We start from the raw sequence: 20,334 nt of genomic DNA, 5'->3' as shown, positions 1-20,334 counted from the left end.
TCGGCTCCGTGCCGCCGTGCCGGCCGGTTCGCCGGGCCCGTCAGTACGCGGCGTCGCGCCAGCCGGACAGGCGCCATGGCTCGCCGGCGGTGTAGGGCTGCGGCTCGTTCGAGACGACGAGTTCGATTCCCGAGATCGTCGTCAACGCCAGGACGCCGTCATCCACCCGGGCGGTGTGAATGGTCTCCCCGTTCATCGCAATGGCCGCGGTCAGCCAGGCCAGGCCCTCGTCGGCCCCGCCCGCGACAGCTGTTGCCGTCGTGATGGTCCAGGTGGAATCGATGTAGAGGCGTGTCTCTCGGGCAACCGCCGGGCGGTTGTCGGCCAAGCCGAGGAACGGCCACGCCTGACGAAAGCCGACCTCCACCACGAACGATCCGACGATCCGATCCAGGCCCACGCGTTGATCGTGCCCCAGAACCCCATCGGGCCGTCGTGCTGTTCCGCGATGAAGGATCACATCCGGGGACGGCACACCTAGAGCCGGACACCCAGGTAGAGGGCGAACACCGCGGGCAGCAGCGCCACGGCGGGGAGGCCCAGCCAGCGCAGGCGCGGGAGGACGCGGAACCAGACGATCGGGGCGGCGGCGAGCAGGGTGAGGGCGGCGGTGAGTTCGGCGGCCTGGCGGGCGGGGCCGTGCAGGCCGGGGAAGAGGTAGGCGCTGAGCAGGAGGGCGCCGGCGAGCATGCCGCAGAGGGCGGTGACGGTGCCGGCGATCAGGGCTCGGGCCTCGATCGGCAGGTCGTGGACGGTACCGGCGAGCACGCGGGTCTTCATCGGGATGGTGGCCCTTCTGCGGTCGGGCGGCGCGGGGTCGTGGGGTGAGATCCGGGCCGTCGCAGAACGGTAGGTCACCCTCGGCCCGTCAGGCATGACCTTGACAAGCCGCCGTCGGTCGTGCAGCTCCGCGACTTTCGATCGCCCCGTACCGTCCCGGCCACCAAGTCCGGAAATATCGGCATAAAGGGGGGAGGGGGTCGTGATCGAACGGAGGATGCGCCGCCGAAACGCGTAGCGATGCGGTGACTACTTACAGTGACACCACGAACGCATCGATAAAGATCTAGACGTACCGGCCGGACTCGGCGAGACTCGAAAAACCTCCGGCGCCCGAAGGAGTCTCATTGAGCAGCGTCCTCGCCGTCCAGCTCTACACCGTCCGGGACCGCCTCGCCGAGGACCGGCCCGGCACGCTCCGCGCGCTCGCCGACGCCGGGTACGGCGCCGTCGAGCCGTTCCAGGCACACCGCGACCCGCACGCGCTCCGCGCCGACCTCGACGCGGCCGGGCTGTCCGTGTGCAGCGCGCACACCGACGTGCTCGGCGACGACGCGGACGCCGCGCTCGCCGCCGCGCCGGTGCTCGGCACGGACACGCTGATCCAGGCGTACCTGCCGCCCGACCGGTTCACGGACGCCGACGCCGTCGCGGACACCGCCCGCCGCCTGAACGCGGCCGCGGTCCGGGCCGGCGACCTCGGCCTGCGGGTCGGCTACCACAACCATCACTGGGAGGTCGGCACGCTGATCAGCGGCCGGACCGCGCTGGAGGTGCTCGCGGACCGGCTGGCACCCGAGGTGCTGCTCGAGGTCGACCTCTACTGGGCCGCGACCGGCGGCGCCGACGTGCCCGCGCTGCTCGGCCGCCTCGGTGATCGCGTCCGATATCTGCACGTCAAGGACGGTCCCGCGACCGTGGAGGGGCCGATGACCGCGGTCGGCGAGGGCGTGGTGCCGATCGCGGCCTCGCTCGCCGCCGCCCCCGGCGCACAGCGCATCGTCGAGCTCGACCGGTGCGCCGGCGACGTGCTCGACGCCCTGGTCGCGAGCGCGGCGGCGCTGCGATGAGCGAGCTTGCGAGCGAATCATCGGCGCAGCGCCGACCACGCCGCAACCGCAGCGCGAAAGGGAATCCGGCATGAGCGAGCTTGCGAGCGAATCATCGGCGCAGCGCCGACCACGCCGGAACCGCGGCTTCGAGGGGAGTCCGGCATGAGCGGGCCGGTCGGGGTCGCGGTGGTGGGCTGCGGCAACGTCAGTCACCAGTACCTTCCCACGCTCGCCGGCTACCCGGACGACGTGCGCGTGGTCGCCTGCGCCGACCTCGACGTCACGCGCGCGGCCGAGGTCGCCGCGCTGTACGGCGTACCGCTGGGCACCGACGTGGCCACCGCGATCACGCACCCGGACGTGGAGCTGGTGGTCAACCTGACCGTTCCCGCCGCGCACGATCTGGTCGCGGCCGACGTGATCGCGGCCGGCCGGCACGTCTACAACGAGAAGCCGCTGGCGCTCGACCGCGCGTCCGGTGCGCGCATGCTCGACGCCGCGGCCGCCGCGGGCGTCCGGGTGGGCGGCGCGCCGGACACGTTCCTCGCGCCGGGCCTGCGGAACGCGCTGCGCGCGGTCAACGACGGCAGCATCGGTACGCCGCAGAGCGCGCTGCTGATCATGCAGGGCCCCGGCCCGGAGTCGTGGCACCCCTCCCCCGAGTTCCTGTACCAGCGCGGTGCCGGCCCTCTGCTGGACATCGGCCCGTACTACCTGACCGCGCTGACCGCCGCGTTCGGCCCGGCCACGCGGGTGGTCGCGCTGGCCCGGCAGGCGTTCGCCGAGCGCACGGTCGGCAGCGGCCCGAAGGCCGGCACCGTGTTCGAGGTCGAGGTGCCGACGCACGTGACCGCGCTGATCGAGTTCGCCGCCGGAACGATCGCCACGCTGGTGATGAGCTTCGACTCGCCGCTCGGCCGGTCCGGCCTGCTGGAGATCACCGGCACCGGCGCCACGCTCGCGCTGCCGGACCCGAACCGGCACCGCGACCACGGCCGGATGCTGCGCCGCGGCGAGACCACGTGGACGGACCTGCCCGGCGACGACGACCCGCGCATCGCGCGCGGCCTGGGTGTGGCCGAGATGGCGCGCGCGATCCGGGCCGGCGTGCCGCACGCGGCCTCCGGCGAGCGTGCGCTGCACGTACTCGACCTGATGCTGTCCATCACCGAGTCCGCCGAACGCGGCGAGTACGTCTCCGTGACCAGCACCTTCGACCCGGCGGCCGGGGCCGGCCACTGAGCGGCGGCTCAGGCACGCGGGCGGCGGGCCGCGACGGATCTACCGCGCCCGCCGGCTCGCGTCGAAGAGGTCGCGCATGGTCAGCGGCGTCGGCGGCAGCGGTGGCCCGCCGTGGCCGGCGGCGAAGCCGGCGATCAGGAAAGCCGTCATCCGCCGGGACGCCTCGGCCGCGTCGTCCGGGAAGAGCGCGGCGAGGCCGGCCGTCGCGGCGACGGCCAGTGCGAGGTCCGCGGGTACGAAGTCCGCGCGCAGCCGGCCGGCCGCCTGAGCCCGGGCGACGAGTTCGCCGAAGCCCCGCACCGCCCGCTCCCGGTGCCGGCCCGGCTCCTCCGTGCCGGCACCGGCCAGGAACGCGGCGCTGAAGCCGTGGTCGGCGAGCTGGAGCGCGCAGATCTCGCCGATCATGGTGCGGAATCCCCGCCACGGGTCCGGATCGGCGAGCGCGTCGTCGACCACCGCCACGCACTCCGCGAACTGCTCCGCGTAGGCCGCCGCGAGCAGGGACTCCTTGGTGGGGAACCGGCGGTAGAGGGTGGCGGTGCCGATGCCGGCGCGCCGGGCGATCGCGGCCATCGGCACGCCCGGGCCGCGCTCGGTGAACAGGTCCCGTGCGGTCTCGACGATCCGGTCACGATTGCGCCGGGCGTCGGCCCGCAGGCCCGGAAGCGGAGACGCCGCGGCACTCGTTTCTGTCACTTCCGGCTCCGGCGGGGGTTCGGTGGATAGGTTCGCCGCCATGAACCATGCTGCGCGGGCGATCGTCCATCATGTCAACTCCTGTGCCGTCGCGCTCCAGGACTCACCCCGGCTGGGCCCGCTGGTCCGGCGGCGGATGACCGTCGTCTCCTACGTCGGGCGCCGCTCGGGGCGCGCGTTCAGCACCCCGGTCGCCTACGTCCGCACGCCCGACGGCGTGCGCATCAACGTCGCGATCCCGGACACCAAGCGGTGGTGGCGCAACTTCACCGGCGCGGGCGGCCCCCTCACGGTACGGCTCGACGGCTTCGACCGCCCCGGCCACGCGACGGCCGTACGCCTGAACGACCGCCGCGCCGTCGTGACGGTCCGATTCACCGGCGGGCGGGACGACGTCGCCGGCGGGTGGCCGGGCCGGATCCGCGGCAGCTGATCGCCGTGGCGGAGACGGCGCGGCGGCGGTCACACCGCGCCGCCGCGCGCGGCCGTGACGACGCGGCCGCGCGCGGAGTCGGCGAAGCGGTCCAGCATGGCGCGGACCTCGGCCGCGTCCGTGTTCGCGCCGAACAGTTCGGTGCCCGGCTCCATCCGTACGCCCTCGGCGAGCGGCCCGGCCACCACCGGGTCGAAGCCGAGCGCGTCGACCAGCGCCGCCACCTCGGCCGCGTCGTCCGGCTCGCCGGCGATCGCGATGGCGCGGCGGCCGGGCGCGCCCGCGGGCAGCGCGCCCTCCTCCAGGTCGTGGTATCCCATGTGGTTGAACGCCTTGACCACGCGAGCGCCGGTCAGGAAGGCGCGCACGGTCTCGCTGGAGGAGGTGCGCGGGTCGGTGAGGTCGTCGCGGACGCCGTCGACCTCCCACCAGTAGTTCATCGCGTCGATCACCAGCTTGCCGCGCAGCGCGTCCGCGGGGACCGTGCGGTACCGGCCGAGGGGCAGCGCGAGCACGACCACGTCGGCGCGCCGCGCGGCCTCGTCGGCGGTGACCGCGACCGCGCCCGGCGTGAGGATCTCGACGATCAGTTTGATCCTGGCGGGGTCGCCGGAGCCGGCGATCAGCACGTCGTGGCCGGCCGCGACCGCGAGCCGGGCCAGGACCGTGCCGAGCTTGCCGGCGCCGAGGATGCCGATGACGCTCATGGTGTCAGTTCTCCGTCATCAGGTCGCGAACCATCGGGAAGACCTTCGCGCCGAGCAGCTCGACCGCGCGCGTGCGCGCGCTGATCGGCTGCGCGCCGACCGTGTAGATCAGGTCGAACCGTCCCACGTCCAGCGCCTTCGCCGCGCGGGCGATCTTACGGGCCACCGTCTCCGGCGAGCCGATGTAGAGCGACCCGTGCGCGACCTCGTGGTCGAACTCCTCCCGGCGCAGCGGCGGCCAGCCGCGCAGCGCGCCGATCCGGTCCCGCTGCACCTTGTAGTACGGGTAGAACAGCTCCTTGGCCTGCTCGTCGGTGTCGGCGACGAAGCCGGGCGAGTGCATGCCGACCGGGTGCGCGACCGTGCCGAGTTGGTCCGCGGCCCGGCGGTAGAGGTCGACGTAGGGCGCGAACCGCTCGGGCGCGCCACCGATGATGGCCAGCATCAGGGGCAGGCCGTGCCGGGCGGTACGGACCACCGACTGCGGCGATCCGCCGACGCCGACCCAGGTGTCCAGCCGGCCGGACTCGGTCCTGGGGAACACCTCCGCGTCGGTGAGCGCGGGCCGGGTCGTGCCCTCCCAGGTCACCGGCGTCTCGTCGAGGAGCTTGACGAAGAGGTCGAGCTTCTCCTCGAACAGCACGTCGTACCGGCTGAGGTCGTAGCCGAACAGCGGGAACGACTCGGTGAACGAGCCGCGCCCGAGGATCGCCTGCGCCCGGCCGCCGGACAGCGCGTCCACGGTCGCGAACCGCTGGAACACCCGGACCGGGTCGTCCGAGCTGAGCACGGTCACGCCGGAGGCGAGCCCGATCCGGCGGGTACGGGTGGCGATGCCGGCCAGCACGGTCTCCGGCGTGGAGATCGAGTACTCCGGCCGGTGGTGCTCGCCGAGCGCGATCACGTCCACGCCGAGGTCGTCGGCGAGCACGGCCTCGTCGACCACCTGGCGGATCGCGACCGCGTGCGAGACCGGCGCGCCGTCGTCGCCCACCGGCACGTCGCCGAACGTGTCCAGTCCGAGAATCATGATGCCCTCCGAGGGGTGATTGACGTGTCAATCATCGGTACGATGGACACGTCAACCAGTGGAGGTGAGGGTTTATGCCCGGTGCCCGCAGACTTCCCGATCGCGGCGAGCTCGCGGTCTGGCGCGACTTCATCGAGTCCACCGAGGCGCTGCGCACCCGGGTGGTGAGCCGCCTGCAGAGCGACACCGGGCTCGGGTCCGGCGACTACGCGGTGCTGCTCGCGCTCAGCGAGGCGCCGGACACCCGGATGCGCTCCTCCGAGCTGGCCGCGCACATCGGCTGGGAGCGCAGCCGACTCTCCCACCACCTGGGCCGGATGGAGCGCCGCGGGCTGATCGGCCGCACCGACTCGCCGGGCGACAACCGCGGCGCGCTGGTCGTGCTGACCGAGGCCGGCGGCGCGGCGTTCCGCGCGGCCACGGTGCCGCACCTGCGCGTGGTGCGCGAGCTGTTCGTCGACGCGCTCACCCCGGAGCAGCTCGCCGCCGCCGGGGCGATCGCCGCCGCGCTGCGCGCGCACCTGAACGCGCGATAAAAGATCATCCCGGCGAAACGGATTCCCCATAGACCACGATCAAGATCGACCCTAGTCTCTTCCTGTGACGGTACGGCGACGGACCGAAGCCGGCCGGACACCTAGGAGGAGACGTGGAACAGTCCTCGTTCAGCCGCCGCCGGATGCTGGTGATCGCGGCCGGGGGTGCGGCCGGCGTCGCGCTGCCCGCACCCGCCTGGGCCGTGGACGAGCAGCGCCCCGGCTCGGTGCGCCCGCCCGCCCTGACCCCGGCCGATCGGCAGGTCGCCGGCGAGGTGTCCGCGCGCCGCGCGCTGGAGCACCTGCGCGTGCTCGCCGAGCGGATCGGCCCGCGGATCGGCGGCACCCGCTCGGAGCGGCGCGCCGCCGACTACTGCGCCGGCGTGTTCGACCGGCTCGGATACGACACCACGCTGCAGCCGTTCCCGGTGGCGGACAAGTTCCTCGCCGACCTGGACACCCCCGGCGGGCTGCCCCGCGACCTGTGCTGGCAGGCCGGCGCGTCCGGCCAGGCGCGGCTGGACGTGACCGTGCGCGGCGAGGTGCTGGACGCGGGCGCGGGCGCCGCCGCCGACTACCCGGAGGACGTGCGCCGCAAGATCCTGCTCGTCGACTACGTGGCCGCGGACCGCGAGACCGTGGTCGCGACCGCGGTGGCGCGCGGCGCCGCCGCCGTGGTGTTCCTCCCGGCCGACCTGGTGGACCCGCGCCGCGCGCCCGCGTTCAGCCCGTCGCTGCCCGGCTCGGCCACCACGCCGGTGCCGATCCCGGTGGTCGGCGTGGCGCAGGCGCAGAAGCACCGGCTGCGCGCGCTGCTGGCCGCGGGACGGCTGCGGAAGCTGACCGTCACCACCACCGCGCACCGCGGCCTGACCTCGCACAACGTGCTCGCGGAGCGGACCAGGGGGGACGGCACCGGGCCGGTCGTCATGGTCAGCGCGCACTACGACTCCGTGATCGGCGCGCCCGGGGCGAACGACGACGGCTCCGGCACCGTGCTCAACCTGGAACTCGCCCGGGTGCTGCGCCGGCTGCCGGTCAACGCCACGCTCCGGTTCGGGCTGTGGGGCTCGGAGGAGCAGGGCCTGGTCGGCTCGCGCTACCACGTGGCACAGCTACCGCAGGCCGAGCGGGACCGGATCGTCGCGGTGTTCCAGAACGACATGGTCGCCACCAGCTGGGACCCGGCCACCCGCTACTGGCTGCTCTCCTTCACCGGCCTGGCGAACCGCGCCACCGACGAGGTGGCCGCCGCGGCCGGGCGGCTCGGCTACACGCCGCGGATCTCCCCGGTCACGCTGCGCGGGTCCAGCGACCACCAGTCGTTCCAGGAGGTCGGCATCGCGGCGGCGAACTTCTCCTGGCGGGGCGAGGAGTCCCCGGCGACGCTCGAACCGCCGTACCACAGCCCCGAGGACACGATCGCGAAGAACATCAGCCTGGAGCGGCTGAAGGTGTCGATGGAGTTGATCGGCGCGGCCGCGTACGCCACGGCCCGCAACCCGTAGCGTTTGCCGCCACGGCGGGTGGGGTAGCCGTCGATGCCCCACCCCCGAGGCATGCAGAGGAACGTCATGGACAACGTCAAGGGACCGGAGAACCGGCCGCGGCCACCCGGTCACGAGCTGGCCGAGGAGAGCGCGCCGCCGACGTACCCGGGACCGGCCGGCGGCCGGCTGTCGCTGATCACGGACATCGCGGTGCTGCTGGCCGGCGTCTGGCTGGTCGCGGCGCCGTTCGTGCTCGGCCTCGACGGCGCCGGCCGGTGGAACACGCTGGTCACCGGCGTGCTGGTCGCGCTGCTGGCGGTGGTCCGGCTCGGGTCGCCGCCGCGGACCAGCCGGCTCGGGCTGGTGCACCTGGCGCTCGGCGGTTGGCTGATCGGCTCGCCCTGGCTGCTCGGCTACGGCGACGACCTGACCGCCGCGCGCACCGGCCTGGCCACCGGCGCGATCATCGGCGTGCTGGCGCTGGCCAGCGCCGCGGCGGGCGGCCGGTCCCGCAGCGTCACCCGGGACTGAGCGCGCTCGTCACGGCCCGGGCCGCCTCGACGAACCCGGCGATCCGGCGCGAGCGGCTGCCCTCCGGCCACGCGACCACCAGCGTGGCCGGAGCGGCGTCGACCACCGGGCGGTACGCGACGCCGGCGTACGGGCGGCGGGCCGCCGACTCGGTGACCAGCGACACCGCGCGGCCCAGCACGACCAGGTGCAGCAGTTCGCCGACCTCGGTCACCATCGGGCCCGGCCCGGGATCGGCCGCCTCCGGCCACCGCGGCATCGGCAGCCCGTCCAGGTCGGCCAGCGTGATCGACTCGCGCGCGGCCAGCGGGTGGTCCTCGGCCAGCGCCAGCATCCGGGGCTCGGTGTGCAGCGGCGCGCTGTCCAGGCCGGTGAGATCGTTCTGCGGATGGTGCAGCAGCGCCAGGTCGGCGCGCCCGTCCCGGACCATGGCGGCCCGCTCGTGCACCGAGAAGACTAGCTCCACCGGTACGGACCCGGGCCGCTCGGCGTACCCGCGCAGGATCGCCCGCAGCAGCCCCGAGTCGCCGCCGGCCTTCAGCGCGAGCACCAGCGCCGGGGTGTCCCGGCCGGCCCGGCGGGTGCGCCGCACCGCGGCCGCGACCCCGTTCAGCGCCGCGCGCCCCTCGTGCAGCAGCGTCTCCCCGGCCGGGGTGAGCCGCACCGACCGGCTGGTGCGCGCCAGCAGCGGCACACCGAGCCGGTGCTCCAGCCGCCGGATCGCCCGCGACAGCGGCGGCTGCGCGATGCCGAGCCGGTCGGCCGCGCGCCCGAAGTGCAGCTCCTCCGCCACCGCCACGAAGTAGCGCAGCTCCCGGGTCTCCACGTCATCCATACCCTCAGGGTATCGGTCTGGACCCGATCGATCTTGGAGCGGCGGAGCCGCCGGTGGTCCGATGGCAGGCATGGACAACGAGCGAATCGCCCTGGTCACCGGGGCGAACAAGGGCATCGGCGCGGCGATCGCGGAAGGGCTCGCCGGGCACGGGCTGACCGTGGTGGTGGCGGCGCGCGACGCCGCCAAGGGCGCGGCGACCGCGGCCCGGATCGGCGCGCACGCGGTCACGCTGGACGTCACCGACGACGCGTCCGTGGCCCGCGCCGCCGCGGAGGTCACCGACCGCTTCGGCCGCCTCGACGTGCTGGTCAACAACGCCGGCATCTCCGGCGGCCGGCGGCAGGTACCGGGCGCGGTCGACCTGGACGTCGTCCGCGGCATCTTCGACACCAACCTGTTCGGCGTCATCCGCGTGACCGAGGCGTTCCTGCCGCTGCTGCGCCGCGCCTCCGGCGCCCGGATCATCAACGTCTCCAGCGGTACGGCGTCGATGGCGCGGATGACCGACCCGGACTTCTCGTTCGCCACCAGGATCGCGATGGCCGGCTACCCGGTGTCGAAGTCGGCGCTGAACATGCTGACCGTCCAGTACGCCAAGGCGCTCGCCGACGACGGCATCACGGTCACCGCCATCGCGCCCGGCGCCTGCGACACCGACTTCGCCACCGCGCTCGGCCTGCACCTGGACCGCACCGCCGCGCAGGGCGCCGCCATCGCGGTCACGCTCGCCACCTCCGGTGAGCGCCCCACCGCCGCGTTCCTGTCCGACGAGGGCACCGTGCCGTGGTGAGTCACGTCCGGCGCCGGAACACGTAGACCGCGTGCTCGACCTCGGGTGGCAGCACCAGCCGCCCGAGGTCGTCGTCGGCCGTCATGGTGAACCCGTCCTGGCGCTCGTAGGCGGCCCAGTCACCGGTGCTCTCCCGGTGCTTCGAGCCGATCACCACGTACAGCCGCACGCTCTCGGTGGTGAACACGTGCCGCTCGAAGTCGTTGCCGGCCGGCGGCCACGAGCAGATCACCACCTCCGGCGCGTGTGCGCGCAGCGCCGCGCGGGCGTCCTGGCGCAGCACGCTCTCCGGGAACTCGATGCTGTCGCTCCAACTGTGATCGTCCGTCGCCACGATCCGCACGCCGGCCCGCGCCAGGAACCGCGACAGCGTGCCGTCCCCGGCCGCGATCTCCAGGCACGATCGGTCACCGATCAGCCGCGCCAGCCGTGTGATCAGCGGCTTCGAGTAGAAGCACCAGATGCCCCTCCTCTGGACCAGGGGCATCAGCAGCCGGCGCTGGCCCAGGAGCGGCCACACCGCCCGGAACACGCCCATCCGCACCGGCTTGCGCTCCAGCCCGCGCCGGAACAGCAGCCGCTGCGCCACGTACCCGTTGATGAGGTTGAACCTGACCCGCCCCTCGGACACGCCGGTGGTGGCGCTCAGGATCTCCCGTTTGAGCACCGCGACCGACATCTGCCGGCGCACCTCGGCCAGCAGCCGGTCCCGCCGCGACCGTGACCGTCCGGGCAGCGCCGCCTCCGGCTGGGACACCCGGGTGATGTACGCCTTGATCTCCTCGGCGTCGTCCCGGGCGATCAGCGCGTCCAGGCCGCGCCGCACCCGCACCCACTCGTCCGGGAACGCCTCGGCCAGTTCCTCCAGCGCCGGGTTCGTCTCCAGCCACGCCACGGCGTCCGCGGTCCTGCGGCTCATAGGTGCAGGCTAGGGCCGCCCGCCCGGCCGCCGGGGCGATATCCGCCTTTTCACAGGCGGGCCGCGCCCAGCCAGACGGCGACCGCCGCCAGCACCAACAGCGCCACGTTGAGCCCGATCAGGCGGGCCTCGCCGCGGGACAGGTGCACCACGATGCCGCCGGCCTGGATCAGCACCAGCCCCGCCGCGGCCGCCACCGCCAGGCCGGGCGCTATGCCGGTCAGCGGCGGCAGGATCAGACCCGCCGCGCCGAGGATCTCCAGCGTGCCGATCGTCCGGACCACCGGCATCGGGATCGTGTCGACCCAGCCCATCATCGGCCGCAACCGCTCACGGTCGCGCCCGACCTTCAGCCCGCCGGCGTAGAGGTAGAACGCGGCCAGCAGGCCCGCGATGATCCAGTAGGCGATCTCCATTGACGACCTCTCCGCATGGCACAATGGCGGTGACCAGGATGGTTACCGCAGGTAAGTAGCCCCATCATGCGTCACTTTCCAGGGCCGTACAAAAGGCACACGCGTGTGCCTCAGGCACAGGGAGCCGTCATGGAGCAGTACGAGCACACCTGCATGATCCGCGGCGACGGCGGCCGGACACTCCGCGGCATCCTGGACCGGATCTGCAACAAATGGACGCTGCTGGTGGTCGCCACGCTCGACGGCTCCACGCTGCGCTTCAGCGACCTGCACGCCCAGATCCCCGGCATCTCCCAGCGCATGCTGACGTTGACGCTGCGCAACCTGGAACGCGACGGGCTCGTCTCCCGCACCGTGCACGCCGAGGTCCCGCCGCGGGTGGAGTACGCGCTGACGCCGGCCGGCAGCAGCCTCATCCCGCCGGCGCTCGCCCTGGCGAGCTGGGCGATCGAGCACGTGCCACACATCGAGGAGAGCCGCGCCGCGTACGAGGCCCGCGCGCGCTGACGGCGGGGCCTCAGGATCGGGGCGCGGAGCCGGGTGGCACGACGAGCCAGCGGGATCGGCGAGGTGGCGAACGGCAGCTATTTCTGGGGCCGCCGGCCAACTGATCGTGCCGCACCCGGGTCTACCGGCGATGACCGCCGCGATCCGCGAACTCGTCCGCTCCGGGGACATCGCCCGCGCCGCGGTCCGAAGCGACTCCGGGATCGGGCGCGGCCGGTAGGAGAACCGGGGTGGCGGCCGTGGAATCCACGGCCGCCACCCGGTCACCCCCTCCTGTTCAGCAAGGATCGATGTTCACGACCGGGTCCCACAGGACACCGGCCCGGGCCTCGGCGTAGGCGCCGGGCATCCGCCACGGCGCGGTTCCGTTGTTGAAGTAGGCCGTCGGCTGGGTGCCCGGAGTCTGGTTGTTGATCCAGGAGCCGTACCCCCAGAACGGGATGGAGATCCACGTTCCGCAGTCGTCCTCGAGGCGCGCGTCGCCGGTGAACTGCTCGCCCGAGAATGCGCAGAAGTAGTAGTAGGGACACGGGACGGCCAGGAGCTTCGCGTCCTCCGGTGAGGAGAGACCGCGCGGGCGATCCTCGCCCGGCACGGTGACGAAAAGGTCCGATCCGTCGCTCGTGATCTTGTCCGGGCCGACCTGCGTCGCGCCCTCCCCCAGCGTGGACAGATACTCGTCGACCTTGGCCTGCAGGCCGTTGGCCTGCTCGGCGGTCAGGCCGGCCGCTCTCGACTCGGCCACGAACGCCTTGCCGGAAGCCGACAGGGGAGCGCCCGTGTCGGCCTGTGCGGCGGCGCCCGGGATCAGCGCGGCGGCCAGCGCCAGCGCCGTCAGGACGCCGAACCTTTTCATCGACATTGCCCCGTTCCTCTCGTTGATCGGGCTGTTATGGATTCTGTGGGCGAGCGGCGATGATGTGCCGCTCGCCGACGCCGGACCGGCCCACCAGGCGGAGCCGGAGTTGGTGTGCGCGCCGTGACACGGCCCGGCGTGCCGGGCGGAGGCGGATCGCCTCGCGCCGTCGGGTGCGGACCCCCACGGTGCGGCGCCCGGGTGCTTCCACCCACCGACGCCGGGGCGACGAGGCGGCGAAGTCTCATGCGTTCCCCTTCGTAGCGCGTGATCTCCTCCGGTACCTTCGCGTGCCGTCCGGGCCGCCGTCATTGGGCGGACGCGCCGTCCCCGTTGTCATCGCGTGCCACACAGCCGGGGACGCGCAGCGTCTACAGTGTTCGGTGGATAGCCGCCGAACGGGGGAAGCGACTATGCACCACATCATTGATCTTCATGGATTGGCCGCGCGCGACCGGTTCGACTTCTGGCACGAGAGCCTGAGCACGATGTACGCGCCGATCGACGTCCGGGCCGCGCATCCACCGTCGTTCCGCGGCGGCGTCGAGGCCCTGGACATGGGCGGCGTCACCCAGGTGGCCACCGTTCGCTGTTCGGCGGTCACGGCGAGCCGGACGACCCGGCTGATCCGCCGCTCAGACCCGGAGTGCTTTCACCTGAACCTCGGCATCCGCGGCCGGTTCGGGCTGAGTCAGGCGGGGCGGACGGTCACCTTCGGGCCCGGCGACCTGGTGCTGTACCAATCGTGGCGGCCGTTCCGCACCACGTCGGACGGCCGGCCGGGCACCGTGTCCGTGATCGAGGCCCACATCCCGCGCCGTCTCGTCCCGGTGCCGGCGACGCGGGCCGACGACGTCGTCGCCGTACGCCTTCCGGTGGACAGCGGGATCGGCACCCTGCTGGTGCAGTTCCTGCGCACGGTGGGCCGGGACTGCGGGCGATATCAGCCCAGCGATGAGGCGCGGCTCAGCGGCATCCTCACCGACCTGGTCGGCGGGGTGCTGGCCGCGCACCTGGGAACCGGCGAAACCCCACAGGGGCGGGTCGGGCTCCTGCAGGTGCGGCAGTACATCGAGAGCCGGCTCGGCGACCCGGCCCTGTCCGTGGCCGAGGTGGCCGCCGCGCATCACCTCTCGGTGCGCTCACTGCACCGCCTCTTCCTGGGCCACGACACCAGCGCGGGCGAGTACATCCGCCGATGCCGCCTGGAGAGATGCCGGCGCGACCTGGCCGACCCCCACCAGGCGCGCCTCCCGGTCCGGGACATCGCCGCCCGGTGGGGCTATCCCGACCCGGCCAACTTCAGCCGGACCTTCCGCAGAGCCTACGGCGTCACCCCGGGCGAATTCCGCTCCGACTCGGTCGCGTAAGGTCCGCGGACCACCGGCGCTCCGGGTCGGTGGTCCGCGCCGGTGGTCGTCGCCGGCTACCGGCCCACCGCCGACGATCAATCCGACGGCGGCAGTTTTCAATCATGAACTGCCCGCTGTCCGAGCGAGATCCGATCGATGCTCGGCTCCCGGAGAACGGGCGGGCAACATCGAGCCGTATGTGAACTGCGGCTATGTAGCCCCGCCGACGGATGGCGCCGACCGACGCCATCCGGCTGCGGACCTTCGCCGAGCAGGTGGACGGCCCGGCTCGCCGCTGGGTCACGAATGAGCGAGGCCTCCGGCGGACACTCGCGGCGAGCGCCGGCCGACCGGCCAGCGGAGCTGGTCAGAGGGCCTCGCCCGCCGTCGGTGCGGGAGGTGACCGGCTGGACATGCCGGCGGTTCATCCGGGGTCGTGCAGGTATCTTGTGCGTTCGCCGGGGGTGAAGTCGCGGGTGGTGCGCTGCTGGGCCAGCCGGAGCACCTCGTCCACCGGGCCGCACACCTCGCACGGGGTGAAGCGCAGGTGCGTACCGTGCAGGGTGATCAGCTGTCGTCCGTCCGCGCTGAAGGCGACCTGTTGCGTCCCGGCCGGCTGGTCGAAGGTGAGCGGCTCGCCGCTGCCGTCGGTGTTCCAGATCCGGAGCACGTCGTCCGTGCCGATGGCGGCGATCAGCCGGCCGTCGGGGCTGAAGGCGATCGCGGAGATCCGCCCGACCGCGCCGGTCAGCACGACGGGGTCCGCGGCCTCGGCGACGGTCCACACGCGGATCGTGCCGTCGTCGCCGGAGAGGGCCAGCAGCCTCCCGTCGGGGCTGAACCGGGCCTGGTCGGCCCGGGCGTGCAGGGTGCGGACCAGCCGGTCGGCGGCCGGATCCCACAGCACCATGTCCTGCGGCCACACGCGCACCGCCATCAGCCCGCCGGCACCGTCGACGGCGACCGGCCAGTCGCCCCTGATGACGGTGGGGTCGTGCGGTTCGCTCGACCGCCACAGCCGGATCTCGTTGTCCCCGCAGTCGGTGACGAGTGTGCGCCCGTCGGCGCCGAGCAGGAGCTGGTCGGGGTTCATCGTCGCCGGGTCGCTCCCGCAGTCGACCACGGCCGGGTCGCCGGCGCCCGCGGTGTCCCACCAGTGGATCCGCGGGCTGCCGGGGGACGCGGTCGCGACGCCGCGGCCGCCCGGGCCGACGGCGAGGGACAGTGGGCCGGGCGGGCCACCCCGCAGCATGGTCGCGGTCCCCGGCGTACGGACGGGGAAGACGGAGATCGCACCGGGGCCGGCGGAGGATGCCACGACGCTGCCGTCCTCGCTGATCCGCGCGGCGTCGGCGAGCGTCATCGTCTCGGGTTCGGCGGTGGTGTCCCACACCCGCACGGTGGTGTCGTCGCTGCCGGAGATCAGGCGCCGGCCGTCCGGGCTGAACGCCAGGTCCCGGACCGTGCCGTGGTGGCCACGGAGCGCCGTGCCGTGACCGCCGTCCGCACGGTGCGGCACCCGTGGGCGCGTGCCGTCGGACATGGTCCAGATCCGCACGGTGCGCTCGGCGGTTCCCGCGGCGATCCGGAGCCCGTCCGGGCTGAACGCGACGCTGGTGTACCAGAGTTCCGGGCCGAGGTAGATGCGCGGGCCGGAGCGCCCGTCCGCGGACCAGACGCTGACCTTCTCGTAGCCGCCGACCGCGATGCTGCGCCCGTCGGGGCTGAACGCCACGGACGACGGATAGGTCTCCTCGGCCTGGCGGATCAGCACGGGTGGCGCCGCCGTGCCGGCCCTCCAGACGCGGACGGTGCCGTCGTCCGAGGCGACGGCGAGCCGCCCGTCGGGTCCGAAGGCGAGGCCGCCGACGTCGCCGGTGTAGTCGATGGACGTCCGGCCGCCGTCGGTCGCGGTGTCCCAGACGTAGACGCGGTCGTCGTCGGCGACCGCGGCGACCCACCGGCCGTCCTCGCTGTACGCCACGCGGGAGAGCGCGGCCGGGGCCGGCGGTTCCAGCCTGCGGCCCGGGCCCGTGTCCCCCGGCCGCCACAGCACGACCGAACTGGCGCGGAGACTCGGGTTGTAGCAGGTGAGGGCCAGCATGCCGGCCGGGCCGAAGTCGACGAAGCGACCGGAGACGGGCGCGGTGACCGGCGGCGTCCGGCGCTGCGTGTCCCACACCTTCACCACGCCGTCCGCGTCCGCGCTGGCGATCTGGGAGCCGCTCACGTCGATCGAGCGCACCTCCGCGTCGTGCGAGGCGAACGTGGACACGGTTCGGGAGTGCGCCGTCGCCTGGCGCAGCACCGACTCGGTCTCGGCGTCCGGGTGGAGGCGGTAGGCGCGCAGCGCGAGCAGCAGCGCCAGGTCCGGGTCGGTCATCCGCTCCGCGCGGGCGGCGGCGGCCAGTTCGCGGGCGGTGGCGCGGCTGCGCTCGGACTCCGCGCGCAACGCGGAGGCGACCGCGCCGGCGGCGAGGGAGAGAACCAGGGTCAGCACGGCGGTGAGCGCGGTCAGCAGCCGCCGGGCGCGCCGCCGCCGCTGCCGGGTCTCGCGGTCGCGCAGGGCCAGGCTCGCCTCGAGGAACGCGCTCTCCGTACCGGTCAGGTCGATGATCTTCGCGTCCGCCGCCTCCGCGGTCATCGCCAGGCGTACGCCCCGGTACAGCGCGCCGTCGTCGCGGCCGAGGGTCTCCCAGACCGTGGCCGCCTCGGTGAGCTGGCGGTGCAGGCGCAGCCCGGCACGGTCGGTCTCCACCCAGCCGCGCAGCCGCGGCCAGGCATGGATCAGCGCCTCGTGCGCGATCTCCACGGTGTCCCGGTCCGTGGTGACCAGCCGCGCCGCCGCCAGCGTGTCGACCACGGCCGGCGCGTGGCCGATCGCGTCCAGCTCGGTCCGGTACAGCCGCCGGCGGGTGATCAGTCCGTCCTCCCCGACGTCGACCATCCGCCGCAGCACCTGCCGCGCCACGTGCCGTTCCCGCACGGACAGCCGCTCGTACGCCTCCTCCGCCGTGTGCGCGACCGCGCCGGCCATGCCACCGGCCACCTCGTACCCGGACAGCGTGACGATCGTGCCCTTGCGGCGGTGCCACGCCTGCCGCAGCGCGTGCGCGGCCAGCGGCAGGGCGCCGGGCCGGTCGGTCACCTCCGCGACGATCGTGGCCACCAGCGCGCCCTCCACCCGCGCACCGCATCGCTCGGCCGGTCCGGTCACCGCCTCGCGCAGCTCGGCCGGGCTCATCCCGCCGATCAGCAGTTGCGCGTCCGTCAGCGCGGCGAGCAGCGCCGGATGCTCGGTGAACCGGACGAAGTGATCGGCCCGGGTGGCCAGCACCACCCGGGCGCGGGCGTCCGGTGCCTGGCACATCGCCAGCAACGCGGCGACGAAGTCCGCCCGCTCGGCCGCGTCAGCGCAGGTGGCGAAGGCCTCCTCGAACTGGTCCACCACCACCAGAAGATCGACATCCGCGGGTACGCCGCACATGCCCTGCCGGACCAGCAGCGATGCCCGCGCCGGGTCCGCCCGCAACTCGTCCAGCAGCCCGCCGCACGCCACCCCGGCATGCCGCGCGAGGTGCACGGCCAACTCCGCCATCGGGTGCGCACCCGGCGTCAGCACCACGGCCGGCCCGCCGGCCGCCGGGACCAGCCCCGCGCGGACCACCGACGACTTACCGACCCCGGACGGCCCGAACACCGCCAGGAAACGCCGCTCCCGCAAGCGCCGCGTCAGCTCACCGACCAGCGCGGCCCGGCCGAAGAACAGCTCCGCGTCCCGCGGCTGGAACGCCGCCAGCCCCGGGTACGGCGGCGCGCAGTGGCCGTTCGCCACGCCGGGGTTCTCGGCCGGTGCCGTGGTCAGCCGCTCGGCCTCCCGCCAGCGCCGCTCCCACTCCTCCCGGTCACCACCGCAGGCCGTGACGTAGGCCAGCGTCACCTCCCACGTCGGCAACCGCCGGCCCGAGGCCGCCGCGGACAGCGTCGCCACCGAGTAGTTCACCCGCGCGGCCATCTGCCGGTAACCCGGCCTGCCCGCCCGCTCCCGCAACTCCCGCAGCCCGGCCGCCAACTGCTCGACCGGCCCGCCCAGCCCTTCCAACGGCCGTTCCGGCCTCGGCATCGCCCACCCCCGATACAAGCGCCACCCATCGCCGATTATCACTGCGTGCCCGGCCCCTGTCCGTACGGGGCCGCACCGATGCCGGCCGGAGGAGCACCCGAGATCCCGAGGCGGGGCCGGCACGACAGCGAGCGGCGGCCGGATGCACGGCCCCGGCCGCCGCTGTCGGTGCGCTGGTTACGACACCCGATACCGGTGGATGGTGATGTCGCTGTTGCCCTGGCCGCTCCGCGACGGACGTCGTCCGGAGCCGCCGGACACACCTCCGGACAACCCACGGATCAGGCGACCAGCCCGGACTGATAGGCGAACACCACCAGCTGGGCCCGGTCCCGGGCCGCGAGCTTGACCATCGCCCGGCTCACGTGGGTGCGTGCCGTGGCCGTGCTGACCACCAGCCGGTCCGCGATCTCGTCGTTGGACAGGCCCTCCCCCACCAGCGCGACCACCTCGCGCTCGCGGTTGGTGAGGCGGTCCAGGTGCGGGTGGGGTTTGAGGACGCGGGGCGGGCGGCCGCTCAGCTCGCGCACGACGCGGCGGGTGACGGACGGGGACAGCAGCGCCTGGCCCTGCCGCACCACGCGGATCGCCTCGAGGATGGCGGTGGGCCGGGTGTCCTTGAGCAGGAAGCCGCTGGCGCCGTGGCGGAGCGCCTCGAAGACGTACTCGTCGATCTCGAAGGTGGTGAGCACGATGACGCGGGTGGCGGACAGCGCCGGGTCGGCGGCGATGCGCTTGACGGCCTCCAGGCCGTCGACGCCCGGCATGCGGATGTCCATCAGGACCACGTCGGGCCGTTCGCGGCGGGTGGCGACCAGCGCGTCCAGGCCGTCGGCGGCCTCGCCGACCACGGTGATGTCGTCCTCGTGCTGCAGCAGCGTGCGCAGGCCCATCCGGACCAGGTCCTGGTCGTCGGCGATGACGACGGTGATCATGGCCTCTCCTCGGTCGGGAGCCGGGCGACGACCTCGAACCGCCCGGCCGGGGCGAATCCGGCCGTGAAGTGCCCGCCGAGTGCCTCGACCCGGTCCCGCATGCCGGCGATGCCGGTGCCCGGCCGCAGTCCCCGGCCGGGGACGTCCGGATTCACCACGCGCACCTCCACCGTACCGTCGTGGTAGGAGAGCGTGACGGCCGAGCTCTTGACCGGGCCGTGACGCAGCACGTTGGTCAGCGACTCCTGGATCACCCGGTACGCGGCCAGGCCGATCGCGGCCGGCACCGTGCCCGGCGGGACGGCCGAGGTCAGCGCCACGCGCAGGCCGGCGTCGCGCATGCGGGCGACCAGGTCGTCGACGCCGTCCAGGCCGGGCGACGGCTGCCGGGGCGCGGTGCCGTCACCGCCGCGGACGACCGCGAGCGTGTGCCGGAGCTCCTCGAGCGCGGCGGCGCTGGAGGTGGCGATCGCGCGCAGCGCGGCCTCGGCGCGGCCGGGGTCCTTGCCGAGCACGTGCAGCGCCACGCCGGCCTGCATGTGGATCGCGGCGAGCCCGTGGCCGACGATGTCGTGCACCTCCCGGGCCATCCGCAGGCGTTCCGCGTCGAGGTGGCGGCGCAGCTGGTCCTCGCGGTCGCGGCGGGCACCCTCGCGCCACATGCGCACGGACATGCCGACCGCGAACGGCACGACCGCCCACGCGGACCCGGGCAGCAGGCCGAGCAGGCCGGGCAGCGCCGCGTCGTTGACCGCGATGTGGGTGAGCAGCATCGCGAGCGCGGCGGCGGACGCGGGCAGCGCGGCCGTGAGCGGCAGCGCGACCGCGACGCCGTAGACCGCGATCAGGAACGTGACCATCACCGGCCCGTACGGGTATCCGCACCACAGGTACGCCGTGGTGCTGGACGTGACCACCGCGAGCACGGCCAGCGGCCGGTCCCGCAGCCAGGCGAGGCTGAGCACGCCGGCGACGACCAGCGCGAGCGCCGGCGCGTCCGGCGGCCGGTCGGCCGGGTTGAACACGTCCACGGCCACCGTGGCGGGCGCGGCGACGAGCGCGGCCGCCACCGCCGCGATCACATAGCGGCGCCGCGGCATC

Annotated in this window: 21 protein-coding genes; 9 read left to right on the top strand and 12 right to left on the bottom strand. The window is 74.0% G+C overall.

All coding sequences use genetic code 11. The annotated features are described in order from the left end of the window. Positions 1–40: 40 nt before the first annotated feature. Together J2S41_RS10900 and J2S41_RS10895 are read right to left on the bottom strand one after the other, a co-directional pair. Positions 41–400: a hypothetical protein gene (locus J2S41_RS10900; protein ID WP_310366297.1), complete on the bottom strand. Its 360-nt coding sequence runs from the start codon at positions 398–400 to the stop codon at positions 41–43. A gap of 77 nt (positions 401–477) precedes the next feature. Next, positions 478–780: a hypothetical protein gene (locus tag J2S41_RS10895; protein ID WP_310366295.1), complete on the bottom strand. Its 303-nt coding sequence runs from the start codon at positions 778–780 to the stop codon at positions 478–480. 347 nt (positions 781–1,127) lie between these two features. On the opposite strand from J2S41_RS10895, the gene J2S41_RS10890 reads away from it, so the two are divergent. Together J2S41_RS10890 and J2S41_RS10885 are read left to right on the top strand one after the other, a co-directional pair. Next, positions 1,128–1,850: a sugar phosphate isomerase/epimerase family protein gene (locus J2S41_RS10890; RefSeq protein ID WP_310366294.1), complete on the top strand. Its 723-nt coding sequence runs from the start codon at positions 1,128–1,130 to the stop codon at positions 1,848–1,850. Positions 1,851–1,994: 144 nt separating this feature from the next. Further along, on the top strand, positions 1,995–3,074 hold the full coding sequence (locus J2S41_RS10885; RefSeq protein ID WP_310366293.1) for a Gfo/Idh/MocA family protein: 1,080 nt from the start codon (positions 1,995–1,997) through the stop codon (positions 3,072–3,074). Between the two features lie 39 nt (positions 3,075–3,113). Here the strand turns inward: J2S41_RS10885 and J2S41_RS10880 are convergent, their stop codons facing one another. Next, positions 3,114–3,770: a TetR/AcrR family transcriptional regulator gene (locus tag J2S41_RS10880; protein ID WP_310366292.1), complete on the bottom strand. Its 657-nt coding sequence runs from the start codon at positions 3,768–3,770 to the stop codon at positions 3,114–3,116. A 40-nt stretch (positions 3,771–3,810) separates the two neighbouring features. On the opposite strand from J2S41_RS10880, the gene J2S41_RS10875 reads away from it, so the two are divergent. Further along, a complete protein-coding gene (locus tag J2S41_RS10875) occupies positions 3,811–4,203 on the top strand; it encodes a hypothetical protein (protein ID WP_310366291.1) in 393 nt (130 codons plus the stop codon). Between the two features lie 29 nt (positions 4,204–4,232). Here J2S41_RS10875 and J2S41_RS10870 read toward each other — a convergent pair whose 3' ends face one another. Together J2S41_RS10870 and J2S41_RS10865 are read right to left on the bottom strand one after the other, a co-directional pair. Next, on the bottom strand, positions 4,233–4,910 hold the full coding sequence (locus J2S41_RS10870; RefSeq protein WP_310366290.1) for an NADPH-dependent F420 reductase: 678 nt from the start codon (positions 4,908–4,910) through the stop codon (positions 4,233–4,235). Between the two features lie 4 nt (positions 4,911–4,914). After that, the gene (locus J2S41_RS10865) at positions 4,915–5,940 is read right to left on the bottom strand and encodes an LLM class flavin-dependent oxidoreductase (RefSeq protein ID WP_310366288.1); all 1,026 of its coding nucleotides are present in this window, start codon (positions 5,938–5,940) and stop codon (positions 4,915–4,917) included. Between the two features lie 74 nt (positions 5,941–6,014). Between J2S41_RS10865 and J2S41_RS10860 the strand changes: the two genes are divergently transcribed. The 3 genes from J2S41_RS10860 (at position 6,015) to J2S41_RS10850 (ending at position 8,497) form a co-directional block, all read left to right on the top strand. After that, a complete protein-coding gene (locus J2S41_RS10860; RefSeq protein WP_310366287.1) occupies positions 6,015–6,476 on the top strand; it encodes a MarR family winged helix-turn-helix transcriptional regulator in 462 nt (153 codons plus the stop codon). 113 nt (positions 6,477–6,589) lie between these two features. Then, positions 6,590–7,984 carry a M28 family peptidase gene (locus tag J2S41_RS10855; protein WP_310366286.1) on the top strand — a complete coding sequence of 465 codons (1,395 nt, stop codon included), beginning with the start codon at positions 6,590–6,592 and terminating at the stop codon, positions 7,982–7,984. Between the two features lie 51 nt (positions 7,985–8,035). Further along, on the top strand, positions 8,036–8,497 hold the full coding sequence (locus J2S41_RS10850; RefSeq protein ID WP_310366285.1) for an SPW repeat protein: 462 nt from the start codon (positions 8,036–8,038) through the stop codon (positions 8,495–8,497). On the opposite strand, the gene J2S41_RS10845 is transcribed toward J2S41_RS10850, so the two are convergent. Further along, entirely contained in the window at positions 8,484–9,332 is an 849-nt protein-coding gene (locus J2S41_RS10845) for a LysR family transcriptional regulator (protein ID WP_310366283.1), read from the bottom strand. The genes J2S41_RS10850 and J2S41_RS10845 overlap by 14 nt on opposite strands. Before the next feature lie 70 nt (positions 9,333–9,402). Here J2S41_RS10845 and J2S41_RS10840 point away from each other — a divergent pair, with 70 nt between their 5' ends. Then, complete coding sequence (locus J2S41_RS10840; protein ID WP_310366281.1) at positions 9,403–10,125, top strand: SDR family NAD(P)-dependent oxidoreductase; 723 nt, start codon at positions 9,403–9,405, stop codon at positions 10,123–10,125. Between the two features lies 1 nt (position 10,126). On the opposite strand, the gene J2S41_RS10835 is transcribed toward J2S41_RS10840, so the two are convergent. Together J2S41_RS10835 and J2S41_RS10830 are read right to left on the bottom strand one after the other, a co-directional pair. Next, positions 10,127–11,044, bottom strand: a complete 918-nt coding sequence (locus J2S41_RS10835; protein ID WP_310366278.1) for a class I SAM-dependent methyltransferase — start codon at positions 11,042–11,044, stop codon at positions 10,127–10,129. 50 nt (positions 11,045–11,094) lie between these two features. Next, the gene (locus J2S41_RS10830) at positions 11,095–11,460 is read right to left on the bottom strand and encodes a DoxX family protein (protein ID WP_310366275.1); all 366 of its coding nucleotides are present in this window, start codon (positions 11,458–11,460) and stop codon (positions 11,095–11,097) included. Between the two features lie 129 nt (positions 11,461–11,589). On the opposite strand from J2S41_RS10830, the gene J2S41_RS10825 reads away from it, so the two are divergent. Continuing rightward, positions 11,590–11,967, top strand: a complete 378-nt coding sequence (locus J2S41_RS10825) for a winged helix-turn-helix transcriptional regulator (protein WP_310366272.1) — start codon at positions 11,590–11,592, stop codon at positions 11,965–11,967. A gap of 277 nt (positions 11,968–12,244) precedes the next feature. On the opposite strand, the gene J2S41_RS10820 is transcribed toward J2S41_RS10825, so the two are convergent. Continuing rightward, entirely contained in the window at positions 12,245–12,829 is a 585-nt protein-coding gene (locus tag J2S41_RS10820) for a hypothetical protein (protein WP_310366270.1), read from the bottom strand. A gap of 407 nt (positions 12,830–13,236) precedes the next feature. On the opposite strand from J2S41_RS10820, the gene J2S41_RS10815 reads away from it, so the two are divergent. After that, the gene (locus J2S41_RS10815; protein ID WP_310366267.1) at positions 13,237–14,193 is read left to right on the top strand and encodes an AraC-like ligand-binding domain-containing protein; all 957 of its coding nucleotides are present in this window, start codon (positions 13,237–13,239) and stop codon (positions 14,191–14,193) included. Between the two features lie 406 nt (positions 14,194–14,599). Here J2S41_RS10815 and J2S41_RS10810 read toward each other — a convergent pair whose 3' ends face one another. The 3 genes from J2S41_RS10810 to J2S41_RS10800 form a co-directional block, all read right to left on the bottom strand. After that, positions 14,600–18,298, bottom strand: a complete 3,699-nt coding sequence (locus J2S41_RS10810) for an nSTAND1 domain-containing NTPase (RefSeq protein ID WP_310366264.1) — start codon at positions 18,296–18,298, stop codon at positions 14,600–14,602. A gap of 281 nt (positions 18,299–18,579) precedes the next feature. Further along, complete coding sequence (locus J2S41_RS10805; RefSeq protein WP_310366261.1) at positions 18,580–19,233, bottom strand: response regulator transcription factor; 654 nt, start codon at positions 19,231–19,233, stop codon at positions 18,580–18,582. Continuing rightward, positions 19,230–20,333, bottom strand: a complete 1,104-nt coding sequence (locus J2S41_RS10800) for a sensor histidine kinase (protein ID WP_310366259.1) — start codon at positions 20,331–20,333, stop codon at positions 19,230–19,232. The genes J2S41_RS10805 and J2S41_RS10800 overlap by 4 nt, the downstream gene beginning before the upstream one ends. Position 20,334 lies beyond the last annotated feature (1 nt).

It is taken from the genome of Catenuloplanes atrovinosus (assembly GCF_031458235.1).
GTDB classification, from domain to species: domain Bacteria; phylum Actinomycetota; class Actinomycetes; order Mycobacteriales; family Micromonosporaceae; genus Catenuloplanes; species Catenuloplanes atrovinosus.
The sequence above is the reverse complement of the archived record's forward strand: the minus strand, read 5'-3'. Positions and strand labels throughout refer to the sequence as shown.